Origin of the sequence: Microbacterium sp. PAMC21962 (assembly GCF_019443465.1) — a bacterium.
Classification (GTDB): domain Bacteria; phylum Actinomycetota; class Actinomycetes; order Actinomycetales; family Microbacteriaceae; genus Microbacterium; species Microbacterium hominis.
Genome location: NZ_CP080381.1, coordinates 2,068,085 through 2,093,844, shown reverse-complemented (window position 1 = coordinate 2,093,844; position 25,760 = coordinate 2,068,085). Strand labels below are relative to the sequence as shown.

The 25,760-nt window shown below is 71.4% G+C and carries 20 protein-coding genes; 17 read left to right on the top strand and 3 right to left on the bottom strand.

The window, feature by feature from the left end; all coding sequences use genetic code 11:
* Positions 1–134 precede the first annotated feature (134 nt).
* From KY498_RS10035 to KY498_RS09970, 14 genes are all read left to right on the top strand, one after another.
* Positions 135–1,721, top strand: a complete 1,587-nt coding sequence (locus tag KY498_RS10035; protein WP_060959297.1) for an ABC transporter substrate-binding protein — start codon at positions 135–137, stop codon at positions 1,719–1,721.
* Positions 1,722–1,824: 103 nt separating this feature from the next.
* Positions 1,825–3,168, top strand: a complete 1,344-nt coding sequence (locus KY498_RS10030; protein ID WP_191009462.1) for a M14 family zinc carboxypeptidase — start codon at positions 1,825–1,827, stop codon at positions 3,166–3,168.
* Positions 3,165–4,097 carry an ABC transporter permease gene (locus tag KY498_RS10025; protein ID WP_101305429.1) on the top strand — a complete coding sequence of 311 codons (933 nt, stop codon included), beginning with the start codon at positions 3,165–3,167 and terminating at the stop codon, positions 4,095–4,097. Before KY498_RS10030 ends, KY498_RS10025 begins: the two co-directional genes overlap by 4 nt.
* A complete protein-coding gene (locus tag KY498_RS10020; RefSeq protein ID WP_101305430.1) occupies positions 4,090–4,980 on the top strand; it encodes an ABC transporter permease in 891 nt (296 codons plus the stop codon). Before KY498_RS10025 ends, KY498_RS10020 begins: the two co-directional genes overlap by 8 nt.
* Positions 4,977–6,413, top strand: a complete 1,437-nt coding sequence (locus KY498_RS10015) for a serine hydrolase (protein WP_191009463.1) — start codon at positions 4,977–4,979, stop codon at positions 6,411–6,413. The genes KY498_RS10020 and KY498_RS10015 overlap by 4 nt, the downstream gene beginning before the upstream one ends.
* Positions 6,410–6,925, top strand: coding sequence for a GbsR/MarR family transcriptional regulator (locus KY498_RS10010; protein WP_060959302.1), 516 nt, complete (start codon positions 6,410–6,412; stop codon positions 6,923–6,925). Before KY498_RS10015 ends, KY498_RS10010 begins: the two co-directional genes overlap by 4 nt.
* The gene (locus KY498_RS10005) at positions 6,922–8,532 is read left to right on the top strand and encodes an ABC transporter ATP-binding protein (RefSeq protein WP_191009464.1); all 1,611 of its coding nucleotides are present in this window, start codon (positions 6,922–6,924) and stop codon (positions 8,530–8,532) included. Before KY498_RS10010 ends, KY498_RS10005 begins: the two co-directional genes overlap by 4 nt.
* 104 nt (positions 8,533–8,636) lie before the next feature.
* Complete coding sequence (locus KY498_RS10000) at positions 8,637–9,737, top strand: LacI family DNA-binding transcriptional regulator (protein ID WP_191009465.1); 1,101 nt, start codon at positions 8,637–8,639, stop codon at positions 9,735–9,737.
* 37 nt (positions 9,738–9,774) lie between these two features.
* Complete coding sequence (locus KY498_RS09995) at positions 9,775–11,070, top strand: extracellular solute-binding protein (protein ID WP_060959305.1); 1,296 nt, start codon at positions 9,775–9,777, stop codon at positions 11,068–11,070.
* A gap of 61 nt (positions 11,071–11,131) precedes the next feature.
* Positions 11,132–12,073 (top strand): carbohydrate ABC transporter permease, encoded by a 942-nt coding sequence (locus tag KY498_RS09990; protein WP_112931953.1) that lies wholly within the window; start codon positions 11,132–11,134, stop codon positions 12,071–12,073.
* Positions 12,074–12,076: 3 nt separating this feature from the next.
* Positions 12,077–13,006 (top strand): carbohydrate ABC transporter permease, encoded by a 930-nt coding sequence (locus KY498_RS09985; RefSeq protein ID WP_060959306.1) that lies wholly within the window; start codon positions 12,077–12,079, stop codon positions 13,004–13,006.
* Positions 13,007–13,012: 6 nt separating this feature from the next.
* Positions 13,013–13,975 (top strand): family 43 glycosylhydrolase, encoded by a 963-nt coding sequence (locus tag KY498_RS09980; protein WP_060959307.1) that lies wholly within the window; start codon positions 13,013–13,015, stop codon positions 13,973–13,975.
* Between the two features lie 25 nt (positions 13,976–14,000).
* Positions 14,001–16,049 carry a glycoside hydrolase family 32 protein gene (locus KY498_RS09975; protein ID WP_191009466.1) on the top strand — a complete coding sequence of 683 codons (2,049 nt, stop codon included), beginning with the start codon at positions 14,001–14,003 and terminating at the stop codon, positions 16,047–16,049.
* A gap of 89 nt (positions 16,050–16,138) precedes the next feature.
* A complete protein-coding gene (locus tag KY498_RS09970; protein WP_061782396.1) occupies positions 16,139–17,113 on the top strand; it encodes a LacI family DNA-binding transcriptional regulator in 975 nt (324 codons plus the stop codon).
* Positions 17,114–17,119: 6 nt separating this feature from the next.
* Here the strand turns inward: KY498_RS09970 and KY498_RS09965 are convergent, their stop codons facing one another.
* From KY498_RS09965 to KY498_RS09955, 3 genes are read right to left on the bottom strand one after another with little or no spacing between them, the layout of a single operon-like run.
* Entirely contained in the window at positions 17,120–18,745 is a 1,626-nt protein-coding gene (locus KY498_RS09965; protein WP_223849546.1) for a glycoside hydrolase family 32 protein, read from the bottom strand.
* Positions 18,742–19,824: a hypothetical protein gene (locus KY498_RS09960; protein WP_191009467.1), complete on the bottom strand. Its 1,083-nt coding sequence runs from the start codon at positions 19,822–19,824 to the stop codon at positions 18,742–18,744. The genes KY498_RS09965 and KY498_RS09960 overlap by 4 nt, the downstream gene beginning before the upstream one ends.
* Positions 19,821–20,891, bottom strand: a complete 1,071-nt coding sequence (locus KY498_RS09955) for a choice-of-anchor L domain-containing protein (RefSeq protein WP_191009468.1) — start codon at positions 20,889–20,891, stop codon at positions 19,821–19,823. Before KY498_RS09955 ends, KY498_RS09960 begins: the two co-directional genes overlap by 4 nt.
* A 253-nt stretch (positions 20,892–21,144) precedes the next feature.
* On the opposite strand from KY498_RS09955, the gene KY498_RS09950 reads away from it, so the two are divergent.
* From KY498_RS09950 to rlmN, 3 genes are all read left to right on the top strand, one after another.
* Positions 21,145–22,755, top strand: coding sequence for a glycoside hydrolase family 68 protein (locus KY498_RS09950; protein WP_219879369.1), 1,611 nt, complete (start codon positions 21,145–21,147; stop codon positions 22,753–22,755).
* 138 nt (positions 22,756–22,893) lie between these two features.
* A complete protein-coding gene (locus KY498_RS09945; protein ID WP_191009469.1) occupies positions 22,894–24,381 on the top strand; it encodes a PTS transporter subunit EIIC in 1,488 nt (495 codons plus the stop codon).
* Positions 24,378–25,610: a 23S rRNA (adenine(2503)-C(2))-methyltransferase RlmN gene (gene rlmN, locus KY498_RS09940; protein WP_191009470.1), complete on the top strand. Its 1,233-nt coding sequence runs from the start codon at positions 24,378–24,380 to the stop codon at positions 25,608–25,610. The genes KY498_RS09945 and rlmN overlap by 4 nt, the downstream gene beginning before the upstream one ends.
* Positions 25,611–25,760 lie beyond the last annotated feature (150 nt).

Below are 25,760 nucleotides of genomic sequence, written 5' to 3'. Positions count from 1 at the left end.
GTGGTTGTAAAGGTTTCATTACGTACTGAAAGTTCGAAAGCTTTCGCCTCTACTGTGTGGGTATCTCGCCGGTCCTGCTCCTCGCCGGTGAGGCGCAGCACCTCACCCGTCCCGCAACCCGCAATGAGGAAACCATGAACAAGAGGCTCCTGGCCGCGGCGGCCACGGTCGTCGCCGCCGCCCTCGCACTGTCCGCCTGCAGTGCGACACCGTCCGATTCCGGCGCGGATCAGAAGAAGGAGATCCGCGTCGCCTCCACCGACCCGCAGCTGATCGTCCCGGGCCGCCAATCCGTCGCCTACGACGTGAACATGGCGGTGTGGGCGCCGCTCGCATTCCTGAACTCCGACGGCTCGCTCGAGTACGTCCAGGCCCAGTCCATCGAGTCCCAGGACGCCACGACCTGGACCGTCACCCTGCGCGAGGGCTGGACCTTCCAGGACGGCACCCCCGTGACGGCGCAGAGCTACGTCGACTCGTGGAACGCGGTGGCGTACGGTCCGAACGCGTTCGAGAACTCCGGACAGCTGGCCAACATCGTCGGCTACGCCGACCTCAACCCGGCATCCGGCACGCCGTCCACGACCGAGATGTCCGGGCTGAAGGTCGTCGACGACCTCACTTTCACGGTGACCCTCATCGGTCCCGACAGCCAGTTCCCGCTGCAGGTGACGCAGGCGCAGACCGCGATGTTCCCGATGCCCGCCTCGGCGTTCGCGGACTTCACCGCCTACAACACGCATCCGGTCGGCAACGGTCCCTTCCAGTTCGCGCAGGACTACGTCGAGAACGAGCCGATCGTCCTCGACGCCTACAGCGCCTACAAGGGCGACAAGCCCACGATCGACCGCATCACGTTCGTGCCCTACACCGACAGCGAGACCGCCTACACCGACGTCCTCGCCGGCAACCTCGACGTCGCGGGGGTCCCCGCCTCCAAGCTCACGCAGGCGTCGGCCGACTTCGGGCAGCGTCTGTACTCGTTCGAGGCGCCCGGCATCTCGTTCCTGGGTCTGCCCCTGTGGAACTCCGCCTACCAGGACGTGCGTGTGCGCGAGGCGATCTCCATGGCGATCGACCGCGAGGCGATCATCGACGTGATCTACGGCGGCACGTACGCCCCGGCGACGGCGTGGACGCCGGCCATCGAGCCCGGCACGCCCACCGGGATCTGCGGCGACTACTGCTCCTTCGACCCCGAGGCGGCCAAGGCGCTGCTGGCCGAGGCCGGCGGGTTCTCGGGCCCGATGGAGATCTACTACCCCGGTGGCGGCGGACTGGACCCGCTCTACCAGGCGATCGCGAACCAGCTCCGACAGAACCTGGGGATCGACGCGACGGCCACCCCGAGCGCCGACTGGGCCGAGTTCCTGCAGAACCGCAACGACGAGAACATCACCGGTCCGTTCTTCTCGCGGTGGGGCGCCCTCTACCCCAGCCAGCAGGCGACGCTGCGCGTCTTCTTCATCAAGGGCGGCGGCTGCACCAACTGCATCCCCTGGTACAGCGACGAGGTCGCCTCGGCGATGACCGCCGCCGACGCCGATCTGTCCACCGACGGCTCCGCCTACGCCGCCGTGCAGCAGATCATCCAGAAGGAGTTCCCGGCGGTGCCGCTCTTCTTCGAGAAGTACTCCTACGTCACCTCCCCGCGCGTCGCACAGCTCGTCACCTCGCCGGTGGGCAACCCCACCTACCGGTCGATCGTCCTCACCGAATGACGGTCGGGGTGCGGAGCGTCCCGCCCGACGCTCCGCACCCGCCCCGGCCGCACCCGCCCTCGACCCCCCTGCGGGGCCGTTCCAGTTCCAGACGAGAGCGCTCATGACCTTCCTCCCCGCCGCCGCTCCCGGTGCCGCCGACGCGATCGACGGCTTCCCCACCGTCGACGCGCTGCGCGCCGATCTGCAGGAGCTGTGCCGAGCGCATCCCGACCGGGCGACGGCATCGGTCATCGGACACTCGCGCGAGGGTGCGCCCATCGACGTGATCACCATCGGCGACGGGCCGGCGCAGGTCGTGGTCGCGGCCGGCGTGCACCCCAACGAGCCGATCGGCTTCCGCACCGTCCAGCGGCTCGCCCGCCTGCTGCTCACCGAGCCCGAGCACTCCCGCGGCGCGACGTGGCATCTCGTCCCGTGCGCCGACCCCGACGGCACGCGGCTCAACGAGGGCTGGTTCGCCCCGCCGCTTCGCCGGGCGGACTACTACCGCGGCTTCTACCGGCCGGCGCCGTCCGAGCAGGTGGAGTGGTCGTTCCCGTTCGCCTACCGCGGGGCGCGCTTCGACGCCCCGATCCCCGAGACGCTCGCCCTGATGGGGCTGTTCGACCGCGTCCGGCCGGACGTGTTCGTCGGCCTGCACAACGGCGAGTTCGGCGGCGTCTACTTCTACACCAACGACGCCGACCCCGCGCTCGCCCGCGAGCTCAGCGCGATCCCCGCCGCGTTCGGGCTGCCGCTGGACGTCGGAGAGCCCGAGTTCGACGGACTGACGCCGCTGGCCGACGCCGTCTTCCGGGCACCGCTGACGCGCGAGCTGATCGATCACCGCCTCGCGTCCGGCCTCGGCCTCGACGCCCGCGCGGGCGGGGCGGGCACCGCCGACTACCTCGAGCGCTACGGGACGACCACGATGATCGCCGAGCTGCCCTACTGGATCCACCCGGACGCCGCCGACACGACCGCCACCGACCTCGCCTACCGCGAGGTGCTGCGCACGAAGGCCGACCACCTCGACGAACTGCACGCGCTGCTGACGGGCACCCTCGACGCGGTGCGCCCGCTGCTGACGATCGACTCGCCGTTCCTGCGCGCCAGCGAGGCGTTCGCGCCGGGCATGGGCGCGGTCGCCGTCGCCGAGCGGCGACGGTCGGCGACGGCCGCCGCGGATCGTCCCGCCACCGTCGCGGAGGTCTTCGGCAACACCGAGGTCGTGCGCACCTTCCGGCTGCGTTTCGCCGGCATCCTGCGTCGCGCGCTGGATGCCGAGGTGCACGCCGGCACGGCCGCCGCCGACATCCGCCGCGCACGCGACGCCCTCGCGGCGCAGTGGGAGCGGTGGCTCGCCGAGGACCCGCACGCCGACCTGCCGCCCGTTCCGGTCGAGGCCCTCGTCGGGGTGCAGCTCGCGGCGCTGTTCGCAACGGTCCGGCGGAGGCTCGCATGATCGGCGCGCGGCGCATCGGGGGACGCCTGGCGGAGTTCGTCATCGTCGTCATCGGCGTCACCTTCATCATCTACGCCACCGTGTGGGCCCTGCCGGGCGATCCGATCGCCGCCCTCGGCGGAGACCGGCCCCTCCCGGCGAACGTCGTCGCCCAGCTGCGGGCGCAGTTCCACCTCGACGAGCCGCTCTGGCAGCAGTACCTGCGCTACCTGGGCGGGCTGTTCTCCGGAGATCTGGGCACGACCTTCAGCGGTGTGCCGGTCGCGGATCGGATGGCGTCGCGGTGGCCGGTCACGATCACGCTCGCGCTGACGGCGTGGGTGATCGAAGTCGTGCTCGGCGTCGCCCTCGGCCTGCTCTCGGGTCTGCGCCGCGACAGCGCGATCGACCGCACGGTGCTCTTCGGGACGATCCTCGCGACGTCGATCCCCGTGTTCGTGGTGGCCGTGACCGCGCAGCTGGTCTTCGGACTGCAGCTCGGCTGGTTCCCCATCGCGGGCACCGATGCGGGATGGCCGGCGTCCTACCTCCTGCCGGCGCTGGTCATCGCCCTCTTCGGTCTCGCCTCGATCACCCGGCTCATGCGCGGCAGCGTCGTCGACTCGATGGACTCCGACTTCGTGCGCACCCTGCGGGCCAAGGGCATGCCCCGCCGCCGCATCGTCGGACTGCACGTCATGCGCAACTCGGTGGCGCCCGTGCTGACGTTCGTCGCGATCGACCTCGGGTTCCTTCTGGGCGGCGCCGTCGTGGTGGAGGGCATCTTCAACCTCCCCGGGATCGGACAGCTCCTCTTCGGCGCCATCCGCACGCACGAGGGACCGACGATCGTGGGGGTCGGCACGACGCTGATCCTCATCTTCCTCGTGCTGAACGTGCTCGTCGATCTCCTGAACGCGTTGCTCGACCCCCGGAGCCGTCATGACTGAGACCGCTGTGACCGCCCTCGAGCACATCACCGTCCGCCGCGGCGTGTGGATGAGCCTGCGCCGTCGCGTCCTGTTCTGGCTCAGCGCCACGATCCTCGCGGTGCTCGCGCTCGTCTCGCTGTTCCCGTCGGTCATCGGCGGGCTCTTCGGCCAGCCCGACCCCCGCGCGTGCACGCTGCGCGACAGCGCCCAGCCGCCGAGCGCCGCGCACGTGTTCGGCACCGACCTGCAGGGCTGCGACGTCTACGCCAACGTGATCCACGGCACCCGCACCTCGCTGTTCATCGGCCTGACCGCGACGGTCATCGCGCTGGTCATCGCGATCGTCGTCGGGACCGTCGCGGCCTACTACGGCGGCATCGCCGACGCGATCATCTCCCGCCTGACCGACGTCTTCCTCGGCTTCCCCTTCATCCTCGGCGCGATCATCGTGCTCAACAGCGTGGGGGAGCGCACGCCGCTCGTGGTCGCCGTCGTGCTCGCGGTGTTCAGCTGGCCGACGCTCGCGCGGCTCGTGCGCACCTCCGTGCGCACCGTGCGGCGGACGGACTACGTCAGTGCGGCACGCGCGATGGGAATCTCCCACACCCGGACGCTCCTCACGCACGTGGTCCCCAACGCGCTGGGCCCGGTGCTCGCGATCACGGCGACGATGGTCGGCAGCATCATCGTCGCCGAGTCGACCCTCACCTTCCTCGGCGTGGGCCTGCGCGCGCCGTCGATCTCGTGGGGGCTGCAGATGGCGAACGCCCAGTCGTACTTCGGCACCTCCCCGCACATGCTCTTCTTCCCCGCTCTCTTCCTGAGCGTGACCGTCTTCGCGCTCATCACCCTCGGCGACATCCTCCGCGATGCGCTCGACCCGAAAGGACGTCGTCTGTGACCGCCTCCGCCTCCCCCTCCGACGACGAGACCGCCGCACGTCGACGCCGAGCCGTCGAGGATGCCGCGCGCTACGCGGCCCGGTGGTTCGCCTTCCTCGGCGCCCAGCGGGAGGTGCCCGGCATCCAGGCCGCCATCCGCGTCGACGGCGAGCTCGTCCTCGACTTCGCGTGGGGCCGTGCCGACGCCGCGAGCGGAACCCCGCTCACCGGCGCGCACCTGTTCCGCATCGCGTCGCACTCCAAGACCTTCACCGCGACCGCGGTGCTCCAGCTCGCCGAACGCGGTGATCTCCGTCTCGACGACACCGTGGCCGCCTGGGTGCCCGAGCTCGTCGACACCGAGCTCTCGGCGGTGACCGTCCGTGAGCTGCTCGCGCATCAGGGCGGTGTCGTCCGCGACGGACGCGACGCCGACTACTGGCAGCGCGGCGGGCCCTTCCCGGATCGTGCGCGCCTGGTCGAGATCTGCCGCGCGGAGGGGCGGGTGTTCGCGCGCAACGAGTTCTTCAAGTACTCCAACATCGCGTACGGGCTGCTGGGGCTCGTCATCGAGGCGGCATCCGGCGTGGACTACGACGCGTACACCCGCACGCACATCTGCACGCCGCTGGGTCTGGTGCGCTCGGGGTCGGACTGGCAGGGCGCTCGCGAGGGCGAGTACGCCGCGGGTCACACGGCGCGACTGGCCGACGGCGAGCGTCGCGTGATCGGTCACGTCGACACGCGTGCGCTCGCCGCCGCGACGGGCTGGTACTCGACGGCCGCGGAAACCACCGCCTACATCGCCGCCCACGCGCTCGGCGACGATCGCCTCCTCGCCGACGACAGCAAGCGCCAGGCCCAGCACGCGCACTCGCGCATCGACATCGGGGGCGTGACGCGGGACTACGGCCTCGGCTTCGAACTGCACACCCTCGGCGGACGCCGCCTCGTCGGACACAGCGGCGGCTACCCGGGGCACATCACGCGCACCTGGCTGGATGCCGAGGACGGGATCGCCGTCAGCGTCTTCACCAACGCCATCGACGGCCCGGCCGACCTGCTGGCCACCGGGGCGATGGCGATCATCCGGCTCGCCCTGACCCACGCGGATGCCGATGCGCGCGCCGATCTGCCGGAGGAACGGTTCGCGAGCCTGTGGAGCGTGCTCGACATCGCCCACCTGGGGGGCGCCACCTTCGCGCTGCACCCGGTCGCGGACGATCCCGCGCGCGCGGCCGAGAAGGTCGAGGTCGACGCCTCCGGACGCATGCACCAGGCGCGCCGCGACGGCTTCGGCGCGACCGGCGAGCCGATCGAGGTGGCGAAGGCGCCCGGCGGTGGGGTGGAATCGATCGTGTGGAGCGGCATGACGATGTGGCCCCAGGCCGTGTTCGAGGCGGCCATGGCGCTCCCGGAGCCGGGGACGGTATTGGAGAGGATGTCGCTATGAGCGAGGAGACCGACCGTCAGGCGGAGCAGCTGAGTGAAGAGGCGCGCACGTTCGTCGAGGACTTCGCCTTCTCGTGGGGCGCGGCGGGCAACCCGCGGATGGACGGGCGGGTGCTCGGCCTGCTACTCATCGTCGACCGACCGTTCCTGTCCTCCGCACAGATCGCCGAGATGCTCGGGGCGAGCGCCGGGGCCGTCTCGATGTCCACGCGCGCCCTCGTGAGCCTCGGGTTCCTGAAGCCGCACTCGCTGCCCGGCGATCGCAACCGCTACTTCCGCGTCGAGGAGGACGTCTGGGGCAGCTTCCTAGCCGGGGAGCGCGACTACGCGCGGCGGGTCACCTCGACCATCGAGTACGGTCTCGACATCCTCCCCGATGCCGCCTCCGGACCCCGCACGCGCCTGCAGAACGCGCGACGCTACATGATCTGGCTGATGGGCTACCACCGCAAGATGCTCGCCGACTGGCAGGCGTACCGCGACGCCGACATCGACGAGGACGTCGCGCCGTGACGTCGCTGCTGGAGGTGCGCGACCTGGCGGTGGACTTCGTCACCGGCGGCGAGACCACGCAGGCCGTCCGGGGCGTGTCGTTCGCGCTCGAGCGCCGTGAGGTGCTCGCCCTGGTCGGCGAGTCGGGATCGGGCAAGAGCGTGAGCGCGCTGGCGCTGGTCGGGCTGCTCCCGCGCAACACCGTCGTGCGCGGGGAGGCGCTGCTGGACGGCGAGGACCTGTTCACGATGACGCCGGCCCGGCGCGAGGCCGTCCGCGGAACGCGCATCGGCGTGATCTTCCAGGATCCGGGCAGTGCGCTCGATCCCGTGTTCTCCATCGGCGCGCAGATCGAGGAGATGCTCATCGTGCACCGGCCGGAGATGACGCGGGCCCAGCGACGGGCCCGCGTGATCGAGCTGCTGGAGATGGTCGAGATCGCCGAGCCCCGCAAACGCCTCTCCAGCTACCCGCACCAGCTGTCGGGCGGCCAGGCGCAGCGGGTCATGATCGCGATCGCCCTGGCGTGCGACCCGGAGATCCTCATCGCCGACGAGCCGACGACGGCGCTCGACGTGACGGTGCAGCGCGAGGTGCTCGACGTGCTGCGTCGGCTGCGCGACCGCGTCGGCACGGCGATCATCATGATCACGCACGACATGGGCGTCGTCGCCGACATCGCCGACCGCGTCGTCGTGCTCCACGACGGCCTCGTCGAGGAGGCGGCGGGCGTGCAGGAGCTGTTCTCGGCGCCGACCGCGGACTACACGCGCCGGCTGCTCGCCGCGGTGCCGCGCCTCGGCGCGCCCGAGCGCGACGATCCCTCCGGCAGCACCGTCGTGCTCGACGTCGACGCCCTGTCGGTCGTCTACGGGCGGGGCCGGCACGCGGTGGCGGCGGTGGACGATGTCACGCTGGCCGTCCGGGAGGGCGAGATCGTCGCGCTGGCGGGGGAGTCGGGGTCGGGCAAGTCGACCATCGGGCGCTGCGCCCTGGGCCTCACGCCCATCTCGGCCGGGACGGTGCGCGTGTGCGGCGTCGACCTGCGCGCCGTCAGCGGACGTCGCGCCGTCGCCGTGAAGCGCCAGGTCGGCGTCGTGTTCCAGAACTCCACCGCCGCGCTCGATCCGCGCCGCACCGTCGGTGACGCCGTTGCCGAACCCATCCGCGTGCACGCGCGGCTGCGAGGCGCCGCGCTCGACACGCGCGTCGCCGAGCTCCTGGATGCCGTGGGCCTTCCCGCCGCCTGGCGACGCCGGTATCCGCACGAGCTGTCGGGCGGTCAGCGTCAGCGCGTCGCGATCGCGCGCTCCATCGCGCTGCGTCCGCGGCTGCTGATCGCCGACGAGCCCACGAGCGCACTCGACGTGTCGGTGCAGGCGACCGTGCTGGAGCTCCTGCGCGAACTGCAGCGGGAGCTGCGCTTCGCGTGTCTGTTCATCAGTCACGACCTCGCGGTCGTCGACGAGCTCTGCGATCGCATCGTCGTCCTGCAGCACGGCAGGGTCGTGGAGGAGGGGCGGCGCACGCAGGTGCTGCGCGCGCCGCGGCATCCGTACACGTCGGCGCTGATCGCCTCCTCTCCCGTGCCGGATCCCCTCGTCCAGGCGCAGCGGCGCACCGCCTGACGCGACGGTCGGTGTCGTTTCGGCATCGATGCTTGACGAACCGGCGAGCTCGGGTCAATAATCACTCCAGACGTTAAATCGATTTATCACGAGGAAGTGGTGACATGGCCCGCGTACGCATCTCCGACGTGGCGGCAGCGGCCGGTGTGTCGGTCACGACGGTCTCGCTCGTGCTGAACGACGTCGAGTCGCGGATCTCGCAGGAGACGCGAGACCGCGTGCGCGCCGCCGCCGCCGCGGTCGGCTACGCGCCGAGCGCCCTCGCGCGCGGCCTCCGCCAGCAGCGCACCAAGACCGTCGGGCTCATCTCCGACCAGATCGCCACCACGCCCTTCGCCGGCCGCATGCTCGCCGGTGCGCAGGACGTCGCCCGCGCGAACGAACACCTCGTCTTCCTCGTCGACACGGGATCGGACGCCGCGGTGGAGGACGCCGCGATCCGGGCCCTCACCGCGCAGCAGGTCGACGCGCTGATCTACGCGGCGATGTGGCACCGCATCGTCCCGGCCGACGTGAAGCTGCCCGCCGACACGGTGCTGCTGGACTGCCGTCCGGCGGACGGCGTGACGGGCTTTCCCAGCGTCGTGCCCGACGACCGCGCCGGCGGCGCCGCGGCGACCCGCGAGCTCGTCGAGGCGGGCCACACGCGCATCGCGTACATCGACACCGACGAGGACCCGGGCCGTCCCATCGCCGCCGATCTTCGCCTCGAGGGCTACCGCGAGGTGCTCGCGGCATCCGGGATCGTCGTCGACGACGAGCTGCACGTGCACGGGGAGACCTCGCACCGCGGCGGGCGGGGCGCCGCCGAGCGCCTGCTCGATCTCCCGTCGGAGCGCCGCCCGACGGCGATCTTCTGCTTCAACGACCGCATGGCCACGGGGGCCTACACCGCGATCCACGCACGCGGGCTGCGCATCCCCGAGGACATCTCGATCATCGGCTACGACGACCAGCAGTTCATCGCCGCCGAGCAAGACCCCCCGCTGACCACCGTCGCGCTGCCCCACTACGAGATGGGCCGCTGGGCGATGGAGGTCGCACTCGGCATCCGCGAGGGGGGAGAGGATGCCGTTCACCAGATGGAGTGTCCCGTCGTCCGACGAGACTCCGTGGGCCCGCCGCCGGCGCATGTCGCCAAACCGAACCGGCGACGGACCTCACAACACACCGAGCGGTCGCTTTCGGCGACCCCCGATCGGTGATCGACGCACGCGTCGATCACGAGACAAGGAAATCACAATGAAGCGCACATCCGTGTCGGTCCTCGCTGCGGCGGGGCTCGTCGGGGTGCTGGCACTGACCGGCTGCGGTCAGGCCGGCAAAGGTGACAGCACGACCGAGGACGGTCGTACGAAGCTGACGATGTGGACGCACTCGGCCGGAAACCCGGCCGAGCTCGCGGTCTACCAGCAGATCATCTCGGACTTCAACGCGTCGCAGGACCAGTACGAGGTGGTCGAGGAGTCCTTCCCGCAGGGCGCCTACAACGACGCCGTCGTCGCTGCGGCGGCATCCGGCGACCTGCCCTGCCTCCTCGACCTCGACGGGCCGATCATGCCCAACTGGGCGTGGGCCGGCTACCTGCAGCCGCTCGGCATCGACACCAAGATCACCGACGCCCTGCTGCCGACCGCCGTCGGCACGTGGGACGGACAGATCTACTCGGCCGGCTACTGGGATGCCGCGCTGTCGATCTTCGCCCGCAAGTCCGTTCTCGAGGCGAACGGCATCCGCATCCCGACCGTCGACAAGCCCTGGACGAAGGATGAGTTCGGCTCCGTGCTGGCCACGCTGAAGGCCGCGGGCTACGAGACCCCGATCGACATCGGCGCCGAGGACAAGGGCGAATGGTGGCCCTACGCCTACTCTCCCTTCCTGCAGAGCTTCGGCGGCGACCTCATCGACCGCTCGAGCATGCTCACCGCCGAGGGCGCGCTCAACGGCGACGACGCCGTCGCGTGGGGCACGTGGTTCCAGAACCTCTTCCGCGACGGCTACGCCAACGCGAACGGCACGGTCGGCAACCAGGAGTTCGTCGACAACAAGGTCGCCCTCAGCTACACCGGCGTGTGGAACGCGCTCGCCTCGGTCGACGCCGTCGGCGACGACCTGCTGATCCTGCCCCCGCCGGACCTCGGCACCGGTCCGAAGATCGGCGGCGGCTCGTGGCAGTGGGCCATCTCCAAGGGCTGCAACGACGCCGACGGTGCCCGCAAGTACCTCGAGTTCAGCTTCCAGGACAAGTACATCACCCAGTTCGCCGACCAGCAGATCGTGATCCCGGCGACCGACTCGGCCGCGCAGGCCTCGAAGTACTTCAACGATGAGGGCGTGCTGCGTCCCTTCGTCGAGCTGTCGCAGAAGTTCGCGGTGCTGCGTCCCGCGACGCCGGCCTACGCCGTCATCTCCACGACGTTCGAGACCGCCGCGAAGGACATCATGAACGGCGCCGACGTCAAGACCTCGCTCGACCAGGCGGTCAGCGAGATCGACGCCAACATCTCGTCCAACGACGGGTACGGCTTCACCAAGTGAGCCCGAGCGGGTGGGACCTCGCGTCCCACCCGCTCCGCTCGACGACCTCGAAAGAGTCACCATGACTGTCACCCCTGCCACGGCCGTGGCCGAGAAGCCGCGCCGCGCCCTGAGCCGCTTCCGCTCCATCCGCGGACGCGAGACGTGGGCCGGCCTGGCGATGATCGCCCCGGCCGGCATCCTCCTCGTCCTGTTCCTCGTCATCCCCGTGCTGCTCGCCTTCGGGCTCTCGTTCACGAACGCGCGCCTCATCTCGCCGAACCCGCCGCGCTTCGTCGGCCTCGACAACTTCGCCCGTGCCTTCGGCGCCGACCCGATGTTCCTGCAGTCGGCCTGGAACACCTTCCTGTTCGCGCTCGTCGTCGTGCCGGTGCAGGCCGGCCTCGGCCTGCTGCTGGCGGTGCTCGTCAACCGGCGGATGCGGGGCGTCACCGCGTTCCGCGTGATCTTCTTCATCCCCGTGGTGACCTCGATCGTCGTCGTCTCGATCCTCTGGAAGTTCATGTACCAGAAGGACGGGCTCATCAACTCGTTCATCGACACGCTCACCTTCGGCGCCTGGCAGAGCGTCGACTGGCTCAACAACCCCGCCACCGCGCTGCCGGCGATCATCGTGCTGTCGATCTGGCAGGCGGTCGGTTTCCACATGATCATCTGGCTGTCCGGTCTGCAGACGATCCCGGAGGAGCTCTACGAGGCCGCGAAGATGGACGGCGCGAGCCCCTGGCGCCAGTTCACGAGCGTCACCTGGCCGGGACTGCGTCCCACCATGGTCTTCGTCCTCGTCACGATCACGATCGCCGCGCTCGGGCTGTTCGTGCAGGTGGACGTCATGACGCAGGGCGGGCCGACCGGCTCGACCTCCACGATCGTCTACCACGCCGTCCGCAAGGGCTACCAGCAGCAGGAGATCGGGTACGCCGCGGCGATCTCGCTGATCTTCTTCGTCGCGGTACTGATCATCGCGCTCATCCAGCGCCGGCTCACGCGAGACAAGGACTGAGTCATGACCGCCACCGTCACCCCCCTCGCCGCTCGCGTCCGCAAGGACGCCAGCGAGAGCCGTCGTCGCCGCCTCGGCCGGATCCTCACGTACGTCGTGATGAGCGGCTTCGGCATCCTGTTCCTGTTCCCGCTCGTGTTCATGTTCGTCTCGAGCCTCAAGCCCGACGCCCAGATCCTCCGCGACGTGAACTCGCCCGCGGCGTTCCTGCCCGTCGGCGACATCAGCCTCGACAACTACTTCGGCGTGTTCGACCGCGTCCCCGTCGCCCAGTTCATGTTCAACTCGGTGCTCGTCACCGTGCTGACCGTCGGGCTCGGGCTCATCGTCAACTCGATGGCGGGCTTCGCCCTGTCGCGCCTGCGGTGGAAGGGACGCCTCGTCGTGATGGCGCTGATCATCGCGACCCTGATCGTCCCGTTCGAGACGATCGCCGTCCCGATGGTCTACTGGGTCTCCCAGCTGCCGACCCTCGTCATGGAGGGCGGCGTGCTCAAGTACGACTTCGGCTGGCTGAACACCTACCAGGTGCAGATCGTGCCGTTCATCGCCAACGCGTTCTCGATCTTCCTGTTCGCCCAGTACTTCTCGACCATCCCGGCCTCGCTCGACGAGGCGGCGCGCATCGACGGGGCCAGCTGGTTCACGATCTACCGCCGGATCATCGTGCCCCTGTCGGGGCCGGCGTTCGCGACGGTCGCGATCCTCACGTTCCTCCCCGCCTGGAACCAGTACCTCTGGCCGCTCATGGTGGTGCAGAAGGAGGGGCTGCGGCCCGTGATGGTCGGGATGCAGTACTTCTTCCAACTGAACACGGCGTGGGGAGAGGTCATGGCGTACACCTCGCTGATCACCCTCCCCGTCCTCATCGTGTTCCTCGTCTTCCAGCGCGCGTTCGTCAGCAGCATCGCGGCCAGCGGAGTGAAGGGCTAAGCGCACATGTTCGACCTCTCCTCATCCTGGGTGTGGGACTACTGGTTCGCCGACGACGGCGAGACCTACCACCTCTTCTTCCTGTACGCCTCGCGCGCCCTGCACGACCCGGACGCGCGCCACTACCGGGCCTCGGTCGGCCACGCCGTGTCCGACGACCTCGTGACGTGGACGCCGGTCGCAGACGCCATCGTCCGCGGCGAGGCGGGCAGCTTCGACGACCTCGCGACCTGGACCGGCTCGACCGTCCGCGGCGACGATGGGCTCTGGTACCTCTTCTACACGGGGTCGTCGCTGGCCGCCGACGGCAAGAACGTGCAGCGGATCGGCTGCGCGACCTCGCCCGACCTCCTGGTGTGGACGAAGGTGCCGGGACCGCTGCTGTCGGCATCCGGCCCCTGGTACGAGACGCTCGCCGACGGCGACTGGCACGACGAGGCCTTCCGCGACCCGTGGGTGTTCGCCGACCCCGACGGCGACGGCTGGCACATGCTCGTGACCGCCCGCGCACCCGAGGGTCCGGCCTTCGGCCGCGGCGTCATCGGCCACGGCTGGTCGCCCGATCTGAAGACGTGGGAGCTGCGCCCGCCGCTGTCGGCGCCCAGCGAGCGGGGCTTCGGGCAGCTCGAGGTCATGCAGGTCGAGGTCGTCGACGGGCGGCCCGTGTTGCTGTTCTCCTGCCTCGCGGAGCACGCGATGCCCGCTCGCGCCGTCGAGCGCGGCGGCACGTGGGCGGTTCCCGCGGCGAGCGTGCTCGGGCCGTTCGAGGTCGAGGAGGCCTACCCCGTCACCGACGAGAGCCTCTACGTCGGGCGGCTGCTGCGGCGGCGCGACGACGGCCAGTGGCTGTTGTTCGCGTTCCACAACCTCGACGAGCACGGCGCGTTCGTCGGGGGCATCACCGACCCCCTGCCCGTCGGCTGGGTCGATGGCCGCCTCACGGTGCGGGAACTCACCCGACCGTCCTGACCGATACAGACAGAAGGATCCGACGATGCATCCTCGCCTCCGCGGACAGCGTTCCGCCACCACCCGATCGACCGCGCTGCGCACCGTGCGGGGGGTCGTCTGCGCCCTCGGCACGGTCGTGGCGCTCGCCGCCGCCCCCGCCGTCACCGCCTCGGCGTCGGCCTCGGCATCCGAGCCGGCCCCGAGCCTGCGGGCGCAGTACCACTTCACGGTGCCGGACCACTGGAAGAACGACCCTCAGCGACCCGTCTACATCGACGGCGCGTTCCACTACTACTACCTGTACAACGCCGACTACGACGCGAACCCGTCGGCCAACTTCGGCACGGCGTGGCGGCTCGCCACCACGACCGACGGCGTCTCCTTCGCCGATCAGGGGATCGCGGCGCCGAAGGGCACCAACGCGAACTACGACCTCTGGTCGGGCTCGGCCGTGGTCGATCACGCCGGCACCGCGGGGTTCGGTGCGGGCGCCGTCGTGATGCTTGTCACGCAGATGGACCATCCGACACCGGCCCAGAAGCTCGACGCGTCCGGGCAGCAGGCGCAGTTCCTCTGGTACTCGATCGACGGCGGCCGCACGTTCCGCCCCGACGGGGACCAGCCGGTGATCCCCGGAGACGGGCGGCGCGACTTCCGCGATCCGAAGGTGGTGTGGGATCCCGACCACCAGCGCTGGGTCGCCCTCATCGCCGAAGGCGACCGGGTGAGCTTCTACACCTCCCCCGACCTCCACTCCTGGACGCGTCGGTCGGAGTACGTGAACACCGGCATCGGCACGATCGAGTGCCCCGACCTGTTCCGCATCCGCGCCGACGACGGCACGTTCCACTGGGTGTTCGGGGTGAGCGCCAACGGCTTCGCGACCGGCGAGCCGGCGACCTTCGCGTACTGGACGGGCTCCTTCGACGGGGAGCGGTTCACTCCTGACCGGACCGCCCCGCAGTGGCTCGACCACGGGTTCGACTGGTACGGCGCCGTCACCTGGGAGGACCCGTCCGCCCCCGACGACCGGCGGTACGCGGTCGCCTGGATGAACAACTGGGACTACGCGCACTCCTCCGTGACCTGGCCCTCGGACGGGTTCACCGGCACCGACTCCATCACGCGGGAGATCCGGCTCGTGCGCGACGGGACCGGCTACACGCTCGCCTCGCAGCCGGTCGCGGCGCTGCAGCAGTACGCGTCCGCGCGCCACGAGCTCGGCGACGTGACGGTCGACGGCTTCCGCGAGCTCGCGTACCAGGGCGACGCGTACGAGATCACGACGCGGGTCAGCCGGCAGACGGCCCAGAACATCGGTCTGCAGCTGCGCCGCTCCGCCGACGGCAGCCGGCATGCGGATGCCGGGGTCACCTCCTCGTACGCGTACCTGAACCGCGGTCAGACGGGGCATCCCTCGCCGACCCACAAACTCGAGAGCCGGACCCCGTTCGACGGCGGGGCGGGAGAGGTCACCCTCCGCATCCTCGTCGACCGGACGACGATCGAGGTGTTCGTCGACGACGGACGCTACGTGCAGTCGAGCCAGGTGTTCGCTCCCGCCGCCGATCGCGGCCTGGCGCTGTACACGAGCGGGGGACCGGCCGTGTTCCACGACCTCACCATCACGGAGTTCGCCGGCCTCGCGCAGCGACCGGCGCGCGTGATCGCCGACTTCGAGGGGACGACGTGGGGTGACGGCTGGACCGCGACCGGGAGCCTCGCGGGGATCGGCCCGTCCGCCGCGGAGCTTCCCGGCCAGGTCGGTGCGCGCGTCGCGGACACCTTCGCGGGATCGGACGCGGCCACCGGCGTGCTCACCTCGCCCTCGTTCGTCGTGGACCGCGATCACCTGCACCTCCTGATCGCCGGCGGACGGCATCCGCTGGGGGTCGAGCCGGCGACGTCGGTGCAGCTGCTGATCGACGGACAGCCCGTGCGCACGGCCACCGGCGACGACTCCGCGACACTGCGCCCCGTCGACTGGGACGTGCGCGCGTTCGCGGGGCGGACGGCGCAGCTGCAGATCCTGGACGACGCGACGGGAGCGTGGGGACACCTCATGGTCGACCACGTCGTCCTGAGCGACTGAGCTCGCGCGGGGCGGCGGGGCGACGATGGGATAGCGTCGGAGGCGGGTCCGCGGGTGGGCGGACCCGCCGGCGACGAAGGAGAGGCGACATGGCGCGACCCAAGCTCCAGGACGTCGCCACGCGCGCCGGCGTCTCCGTCACGACGGTCTCGCGCGTGCTGAACAATCGCGGCTATCTCAGCGACGAGGTGCGGGCCCGGGTCAACGCGGCCATCGCCGAGCTGGGATACCGCCCCGACGGGATCGCGCGTTCGCTCATCGGACGCAAGTCGGGACTGGTCGGGGTGATCGTCCCGACGGTCGCCGACCCCTTCTTCGGCGAGCTGGTGGCGGCGATCGAGAACGCCCTGGCCGAGCGCGGGTACAAGGTGCTGCTGTGCGACTGCCAGGAGAACCCCGAGCGCGAAGCCGAGTACCTCGATCTCCTGCAGGCGAACCGCGTCGACGGCGTGATCACCTCCACCCACAATCGCGAGGTCCGCGGCTACGACGCCGCCGAGCTGCCCCTCGTCGCCGTCGACCGCCGCATCGGCCCGCGCGTGCCGATCGTCCGCGGCGACAACGCCGCCGGCGGACGCCTGGCCACGGAGCACCTGCTCGCGCGCGGAGCGCGCCGGCCGCTGCTCGTGACCGCGACCGACCACCCGGGCAACGACCGCGCCCGCGCCTACCGCGACGTGGTCGCCGCCCACGGGATCGAGCCGCGCGTGCGGGCGTACGGGTACTCGACCCCCGCCGACGAGCGTCGCGCGCTCATCGAGACCTGGCTCGCCGAGACCGGGGCGGACGCCGTGTTCGCGACCGACGACCTCACCGCGCTGATGGCGCTGGAGTGGGCCCACAAGACGGGGCGGCGCGTTCCCGACGACGTCCGCATCGTCGGCTACGACGGTTCCGCGGCCGTCCGGCTCGGCATGCCCGGGCTGACCACCGTGCGTCAGCCGATCGCCCGCCTGGGCGCGCGCGCCGCGGAGCTCATCGTCGACCGCATCGCCGACCCCGACGCCCCACCCGCCGCCGAGCCGCCGCTGCCGGTGGAGCTGCGGCTCGGCTGGACGAGCTGACCGGCCTCAGCGCTGCGGGTCGACCACGGCGAGCGGGGTCACCGACATCGCGTCGATCCTCACCGGGGCATCGACCGCCTCGACGCTGACCGGCGTCGTCGCGGTGGGATAGGCCGCCATCGTCAGCGACGAGCCGTCGCCGGTGAACACCTCGATGCTGGACGCATCGACGAGCACGTCGAGCTCCAGCCGGCCCCCGGCATCCACGGCGCTCGTGCGCACCGTGCGATAGGTCTCGGAGAGCCGCCCGGCCACCGTGTCGTGCGCACGGTCGACGAACACCGCGCCCGCCGCCGCGTCGTAGCCGACGGTCACATCGCCGCCGGCCTCTCCCAGTCGCAGGCGCAGGGTGCCGCCGGACGGGTCCAGCGTGACGCGCAGACGGTAGGACGCGGATGCCGGCTGCACCGCGAGAGGCGCGATCGCGCCCGGCTCGATGGTCTGCGCGGGAGCCGACGATGCGTCCCCCTCCAACCCGCGCAGAGCCTCGGCCGGACGCGACCGCAGTCGGAGCCGACCGTCGCTGTCGTCGAGGACGATGCGGCGCGTCACCGACAGCGCCCCGCCCTGCCAGCCCTCGGTCGGAAGATCCCTCGCGTAGGCCCAGTTGTTGATCCACCCGAGCGCGTAGCGCTCGCTCAGCCGGTCCGTCGCGGATCGGCGGGGATCGTCCCAGGTCACGGCGGCGTAGAAGTCGGCGCCGTCGTCGAGCCACTGCGGGTCGGCGGCATCCGCGGTGAAGCGCTCGCCGTCCCAGCTCCCCGTCCAGTAGGCCAGGCCGGTCGTGCGTCCCTCGCGCGTCCCGTCGGCGCTGGCGGCGAGGATCCAGGTGCGCCGGCCGGAGGCGGGGTCCACCATCTCGAACAGGTCGGGGCACTCGAGCAGCCCCAGACCGTCCGCGTCGAGGTCGGAGACGTAACGCCAGGAGCGCAGGTCGGTCGAGACGTAGAAGCCGATGCGCTTCCCCTCCGCGAGCGTCATGACCCAGCGGTCGTGGAGGTCGTCGCGCACGACCTTGGGGTCTCGCCAGTCGACGGCGCCGGGGTTGTCCATCACCGGGTTCCCGTCGTACTCCTGGAAGGTGTAGCCGTCGTCGGTGGAGAAGAAGAGCGACTGGCGCTGCACGCCGTCGTCCTGCTGCGTCACGAGGGCGACGACCGCTCCGGCACCGAACCCGGCGCTGCCGGTCTCGTCGACGACCGCGGAGCCGGTGAGGATGTCGCCGAGCCCGTTGCGGTACTTCTCGATCGCGACGCCCTCGTTGCGCCACGTCACGAGGTCGTCGGATGTCGCGTGGTACCAGGCGGTGCCGTTGCCGTGGGGGTAGTCGGCGTTGTAGAGGTAGTAGAGGTGCCACGTGCCGCCCGCGAACACGGGGCGCTGCGGATCGTTGATCCAGTGCGCGGCGGGCGTGAGGTGGAAGCCGGGGCGGAACCGCTCCCAGTCGGCCGGGCGGTCGAACGTCAGCGCGTCCCCGCCCGGTGCGGTCGGTGTCGGTGTCGGCGACGGGCCGCGGTCGTCGCGGCCCGCCACGACGACGGCCGCCACCACGAGCATCACGGCCAGGGCCGCCGCGGCGGCGATGACGAGGGCGCGCCGCCGCGACCCGCCCCGCCCCCGCGGCGTGCTCACGAGGTGCTCCGGCGGTCCCGCCGACGCGCGCTCCGCAGCGCGAGCGCGCCCGCGGCGCCCAGCGCGACGGCGACGGCGATGCCCGCGGCCGCTCCGGCGATCGATCCGCCGGTCGCGGCGAGCCGCTCACCCGGACGGGGCCCGGGCTCCGCCGGCACCTCCGGGGTGAGCGGAGGTGCCGTGATCGCCTGGAGCGTGGTCGCCCTCACGACGGTCGGCGCCGTCGCGCGGGTCGCGGTGACCGCCGCGGTGTTCTCGACGTCGCGCGGCCCACCGGCCACCGTCGCGTCGAACGCGACCTCCACGATCTCGCCGTCCTGCACCGCCGTGACGGCGACCCGGAGGCTCCCCGAGACGCACGAGACCTCGACGCGGTCGGCGGCCACGTCGGTCAGATCGACGAGGTAGCCGGTGTCGGGCTCCATCCGGGTGGTGGAGCGGACGCTCACGCCGGCTGCGCAGTCGATGTCCTGGCCCGGTGTCACCGTGTCGACGACCTCGACGGTGTCCCAGGGGCCGCGCGGGGTGTCGATGCTCCAGCGGACGACCGCGGGTTCGGTCGACGTCCACAGCCCGTACTTGTTCGCGGCATCCCGGTCGACGACGCCGTGGAAGGCGCCCGGCACATCGTCGGCGCGCAGACGGCTCGTCGCGGAGGACGTGAACGACTCCGGGGTGCCGGGTGTCGTGGACACCGTGGTCGTCACGATCGTCTCTCCTCGTCGGTTCGCGGGGTCGTCGGCCGCGTCGGTCAGCGTGATGGACAGGTCGCCGTCCGGGCCGAGCACGGCGATGCCGATCACCGCCCCCGAGGCAGCGATCCAGCGCCCGTCCCCGAGGCTCGACGAGGCGTGGTCGGGCAGCGCCAGCCGCACGGTGTCGCCGCCCCGGGCGGAGTCGGGCAGCTCCCACACCGTCGACGTCGTGACGGTATCGGCTCCGACGCCGGTGGTGCTGGTCGCGATGAGGTCGTCGCCGGTGGCGCCCCGGGCGGAGGCGCCACCGGCGATCGTGACGACCGCGGCCAGGATCGTCGTACCGAGGCCGATCATCCCCCGGCTCGCGGTCGCGCCGATCATTCCGCTCCCACCTCCGGGGTGGCCCGGCGACGCGCACGCAGGACGAGCGTCGTGCCGGCGGCGGCGAGGGCGAGGCCCCCGATCACCGCCCCGGCGACGAGGGCGCCGTCGCCGCCGGTGCGGGCCAGCGACCCGCTGCGCTGCGCGCCCGCCAGCGGGGTCGACGTCGCTGCCGCCGGTGCCCCGGTCGGGGCGGCCGACGCCGAGGGGTCGGGCGTCGGCGTCGCCGCGGGGGCGGACGACGAGATGCCGCCGGCCGCGAGGATCAGCGTCGTGTCGAGGTGGCCGTCGACGGTGTCGGCGACCGCCGCCACGATGGAGGTCTCCGCTCCCGGCGTGACCGCGGCCGTGCAGGTGAGGGCCGTCGTGAAGCCGTTCATCTCGGTGTCGTGCGCGGTCGACGGGGTGCGTCCGTCCGCGTTCGACACGAACGACGCGGCGTTGCGGGTCGCGTTGATGGTGTCGATGCCCGCCGGCACGCCGTCGATCAGCGAACACCGTGTGCCGTCGACGAAGATGCCCAGCGCGTCGGTGTAGTCCTTGGCCTCCCAGACGCCGTACTCCTCGCTCCCGAACTGGTAAACGATTGACAGAGTGTCGCCGGCAGGGACCACCGTCAACGCGAGCTGCGCGGCGTCGTACGTCGTGGAGCCGACCGCCGCGGACAGCTCCGCGGAGCCCTCGCCGCCCAGGTCGCCGGTGGTCGTCAGCGTGCTGTTCGGCCCGGTGAGCGCGGACCGCGAGAAGTCCACGTCGGCGGACGAGCTCGGATCGGCGGCGCGCAGCGACCCCGTGGTGAGGGCGACGCCGGACCCGATCGCGGGGTCGAGCGCCGCGCCGGTGACGGTGCCGATCTGCACGGCGCGCCCGTGCGCGATGGCGGCGTCGCGCAGCTGGATGTTGCTGCCGATCAGCGTCGCCGCGGCATCCTGGACGGAGATGGACTCCAGCGTCGTCACATCTGTGGCGGCGGATGCCGAGGCGGCGAACGCCGCGGCGGCCACGAGGCCGACGGCGGCGCCGGCGGCGAGGACGCGGCGTTCGCGCGTCGTGCGGAGATGGAACATGGCACTCCCTGGTGCTGTCGGTGCACCGCCGCCCGCGGGGACTGCCGGGGGCGCGACGGTGCGAGGGGGGATGAGAGATGGGCGTGCGCCCCGAGAGTCGATCCACGGGTCCCTCCGGATCGGAGGTCTCCACGGATGAGTGAACCATGGCGATTCGCGATATGTCAAACGTTTGACATATCGCAGCCCCTCGCCCTAGGCTCAGCCGCGAGAGACGACCACGCCTTCCGCCCTTCTGAGAAAGCAGACAGACGTGACCACCATTGACCCCCGCCGCCGGCGCCGCCCCCTCGCGCGTGCGTTGGCGATCGTCGCGACCACCGCGGCCGCGGCGACGCTGCTCGCGGCATCGCCCGTGCAGGCCGCCGACGAGATCGACGCCGTTCCCGGCCACCCCGCTCCCACCGTGCACACCCAGCAGGCGTACGATCCCGCCGCCGACTTCACGGCGCGCTGGACCCGTGCCGACGCGCGGCAGATCGCCGCGATGAGCGATCCGACCGCGGCTCCGCGGCAGAACTCCCTGCCCGAGGAGTACACGATGCCCACGGTTCCGCAGGACTTCCCCGACATGAGCAACGACCAGGTCTGGGTCTGGGACAGCTGGACGCTGACGGACGAGACCGCGGCGCAGCCGAGCTTCAAGGGGTGGGAGGTCGTGTTCTCGCTCGTCGCGGACCGCAGCCTCGGGTTCGACGACCGCCACACCTTCGCGCGCCTCGGCTACTTCTTCCGCAAGGCGGATGTGGCCGAGCGTCCCGCCGACGGCGGATGGACCTACGGAGGCCTCGTCTTCCCCGACGGGGCGTCGGGAGCGATCTTCGAGGACCAGTCGTTCAGCCACCAGACCGAATGGTCGGGCTCCACCCGCATCTTCGACGGCAACAAGCTGCGCATCTTCTACACCGCGGTGGCGTTCTACCGCAACGAGGACGGCAGCAACCGCAAGCCCTACGACCCGCGCATCGTGCAGAGCGAGGGGCGCATCTTCGCCGACGAGAACGGCGTCTGGCTGACCGGATTCCGCGACCAGCACGACATGCTGCAGGCCGACGGCACGTACTACCAGACCGGTGCGCAGAACGAGTTCTTCAACTTCCGCGACCCGTTCACCTTCGAGGACCCGGCCCACCCCGGCAAGACCTTCATGGTGTTCGAGGGCAACACCGCCGCCCCGCGCGGCGAGCGCGTGTGCACGGAGGAGGACATGGGCTACCGCACCGGCGACCCGTACGCGGAGACGGCCGCCGAGGTCATGGACCGCGGCGCCCACTACCAGCTGGCGAACGTGGGTCTCGCGGTGGCCGACAACGCCGCGCTGACCGAGTGGACCTTCCTCCCGCCGATCCTCTCGGCCAACTGCGTGAACGACCAGACCGAGCGCCCCCAGATCTATATCAAGGACGGCAAGTACTACCTGTTCACCATCACCCATCGCGGCACCTACGCCGCGGGCGTCGACGGGCCCGAGGGCGTCTACGGCTTCGTCGGCGACGGCATCCGCAGCGACTTCCAGCCCGTCAACCGCGGATCGGGTCTGGCACTGGCGAGCCCCTCGAACCTGAACTTCGCCGCGGGCACGCCGTTCGCCCCCGACGTGAACCAGCACCCCGGCCAGTTCCAGGCGTACTCGCACTACGTCATGCCGGGCGGGCTCGTGCAGTCGTTCATCGACACGATCGGCACGAGCGACGACTTCGTCCGCGGCGGCACCCTCGCCCCCACCGTGAAGGTCGACATCGACGGGTCCTCCGTGACGGTCGACCGCGCGTACGGCGACAACGGCCTGGGGCAGTGGGCCGACATCCCCTCGGGTTACGCGCACGACGTCCCGGCGACCGCGGACGTACGTCCGACGCGGTGACCGTGCACGGCTGACGCTCGTCGCGGAAGGCTCCCCTCTCCTCGTGGGAGGGGAGCCTTCCGTGTCCGCACGGACAGGCGGGCGGGCCCCTGGCTACGCTGAGGACGACCGAGGGAGGTCGCCATCGACGAGAGCCCGGTGCCGGCGGAGCGGATCGTCGCCGCGCTCGGCGACGTGAGCAACATCGCCGCATCCACGCACTGCGCCACGCGGCTGCGCATCGCCGTCGTCGATCCCGCCGCCGTCGACGAGCGCGCCCTGGCCGGGATCGACGGCGTGCTGGGCGTCGCGCGCGTGGGCGAGCAGGTGCAGATCGTCGTCGGGCCGCGTCGGGTCGCATCGACGCACGAGGCGCTCCGCGAGCTGGTGGACGCCGCGGCCGCCACCGCGCCGGCGCCGGGCGAGGCGCCGGTGCCCGATGAGGCCGACGGCACCTCGGGACGGCGCTGGCTGCGACCCGTGACCGTGGTGATGGACGTCATCGTGCCGCTGCTGCCGACCTTCGTCGCCGGCGGACTCCTCCTCGGGCTCCACAACCTGCTGACGGCGCCGGGCATCCTCGGACCGGCGGCGGCGGTCGAGGCGCTGCCCGGGATCAGCGGGATCGCCGCCCTGATCGGCATCCTCGGGGTGGGGGTCTTCACGCTCCTTCCCGTGATCGTCGGGTTCTCGGCCGCGCTGCGGTTCGGGACCAGTCCGTACCTGGGCGCCGCGATGGGCGCCGCCCTGGTGGTCGCACCCTTCCTCGTGGATGCCGGGGTGTTCCCCGCGCTGCGGCTCGACGGCGCCGGGGGATGGACCATCGCCGGCGTCGATGTGCTCGGCATCGACTACCGGGGCACGGTGGTGCCGATGATCGCCGTCGCCTACGTGCTCGCGCGGGTGGAACGGCTGTGGACGCGCCTGCTCGGCGGCACGGCGCGCTACCTCTTCGTCCCCACGCTGACGCTGCTCGTCACGGGACTCCTCGCCTTCCTCGTGATCGGGCCGGTCCTGGGCTGGCTCGGCGACGGTCTGGCCGCCCTGCTCACGGCGGCGTACGAGGCCACGGGCATGATCGGCGGCGCCCTCTTCGGCGCCCTGTATCCGCTCCTGGTCGTCACGGGGACCCATCAGAGCCTGGTCTCGGTGGAGCTGGGCCTGCTCGGCCAGGGCGGGTCGTTCATCTTCCCCGTCGCGGGCGCGGCGAACCTCGCCCAGGCGGGTGCCTGCTTCGCGGTGGCGCTGCTCGCCCGGCGACGCTCGTCGATGCGGGCGCTCGCCGCCGGCGCCGGCCTGCCCGCGTGCCTCGGCATCGCCGAGCCGGCCATCTTCGGCATCACCCTGCGGCTGCAGTTCCCGCTCGTGGCCGCCGTGATCGCCTCGGCGGCCGGCGGCGCGATGCTCGCCGCGTGGAACGTGCAGGCCGTCACGCTGGGCGCGGCCGGCGTGCTCGGGATCGCCTCCATCGCCCCGGGTCTCGGCATCCCCTATCTGGCGAGCGTGGCGACCAGCGCCGTGGTCGCCTTCGGGCTGACCCTCGGCTGGGGACGGCTGCGCCGACGCCCGATCGATGACGGCGCGGCCGGCACCGACCTCCGCCCTCCCGCCGCGCATCCAGGCGGCCTCGGTACCCTGGAGACATGACCGAGTCCAGCCCCGTGCGCACCACCCGTCCCCGACAGGTGCGCCCCCGCACCGAGGGCTGGACCCAGCGGGTGGATGCCGACGGCAAACCCCTGCTGCAGTTCGCCGCGCCCAAGCGCGGGATGCCGCCCGTGCACCTGGCCGACCTGACGCCCGAGCAGCGCGTCGAGCGGGTGAAGGAGCTGGGGCTGCCGGGGTTCCGGGCCAAGCAGGTCGAGAAGCACTACTTCCAGCACTACACGTCCGACCCCGCCGCGATGACGGACCTGCCGGCATCCGGACGGGAGGAGCTGGTCGCGGGCCTGCTGCCGCATCTACTCACCGAGGTGCGACGGCTCGAGACCGACCGCGGCGACACGATCAAGTTCCTCTGGAAGCTGCACGACGGGGCGCTCGTCGAGTCGGTGCTCATGCGCTATCCCGGCCGCATCACGCTGTGCGTGTCGAGCCAGGCCGGCTGCGGCATGAACTGTCCGTTCTGTGCGACCGGTCAGGCGGGGCTCACCCGCAACATGTCGGCCGCGGAGATCATCGAGCAGGTCGTCCGCGCGAACGCGGCGATCCGTGCCGGTGAGCTGGGCCCCGCCGAGCACACCGACGAGCGCGTCACGAACATCGTCTTCATGGGGATGGGGGAGCCGCTCGCCAACTACAACCGGGTGATGCAGGCCGTCCGCACGATGGTCGACAAGGATCACGGGCTCGGGATGAGCGCGCGCGGCGTGACCGTGTCGACCGTGGGTCTCGTGCCGGCGATCAACAAGCTCGCCGCCGAGGACATCCCGGTGACGTTCGCCCTGTCGCTGCATGCGCCGGACGACCATCTGCGCGACGAGATGATCCCGATCAACTCGCGCTGGAAGGTGGACGAGGCGCTCGATGCGGCCCGCGGCTACTTCGAGAAGACCGGCCGCCGCGTGTCGATCGAGTACGCCCTCATCAAGGACATGAACGACCACGCCTGGCGCGCCGACCTGCTCGCCACCAAGCTCAACGAGCGCGGTCGCGGCTGGGTGCACGTCAACCCGATCCCGCTGAACCCCACGCCCGGGTCGGTGTGGACCGCATCCGACAAGGATGTGCAGCGCGAGTTCGTGCGCCGCCTCAACGAGGCCGGCATCCCGACGACCCTCCGCGACACCCGCGGCAAGGAGATCGACGGCGCCTGCGGCCAGCTCGTCGCGACCGAGGAGGACCGCGCCGTCGCGGCATCCGTGCCCGTCGACTGACCCGGCCCGGTGCGCGCCGCGCGCGCTGCCCTCGCGCGGCCCGAACTGCAAGGCCTGCTGCCCGACACGCCGGTGTGGGGTGGCCTGCTGCGGCGTGTCGCCCGGCATCCCTTGCAGTTCGGTTCGGGGGAGGGGGATGGTGCCGGCGTC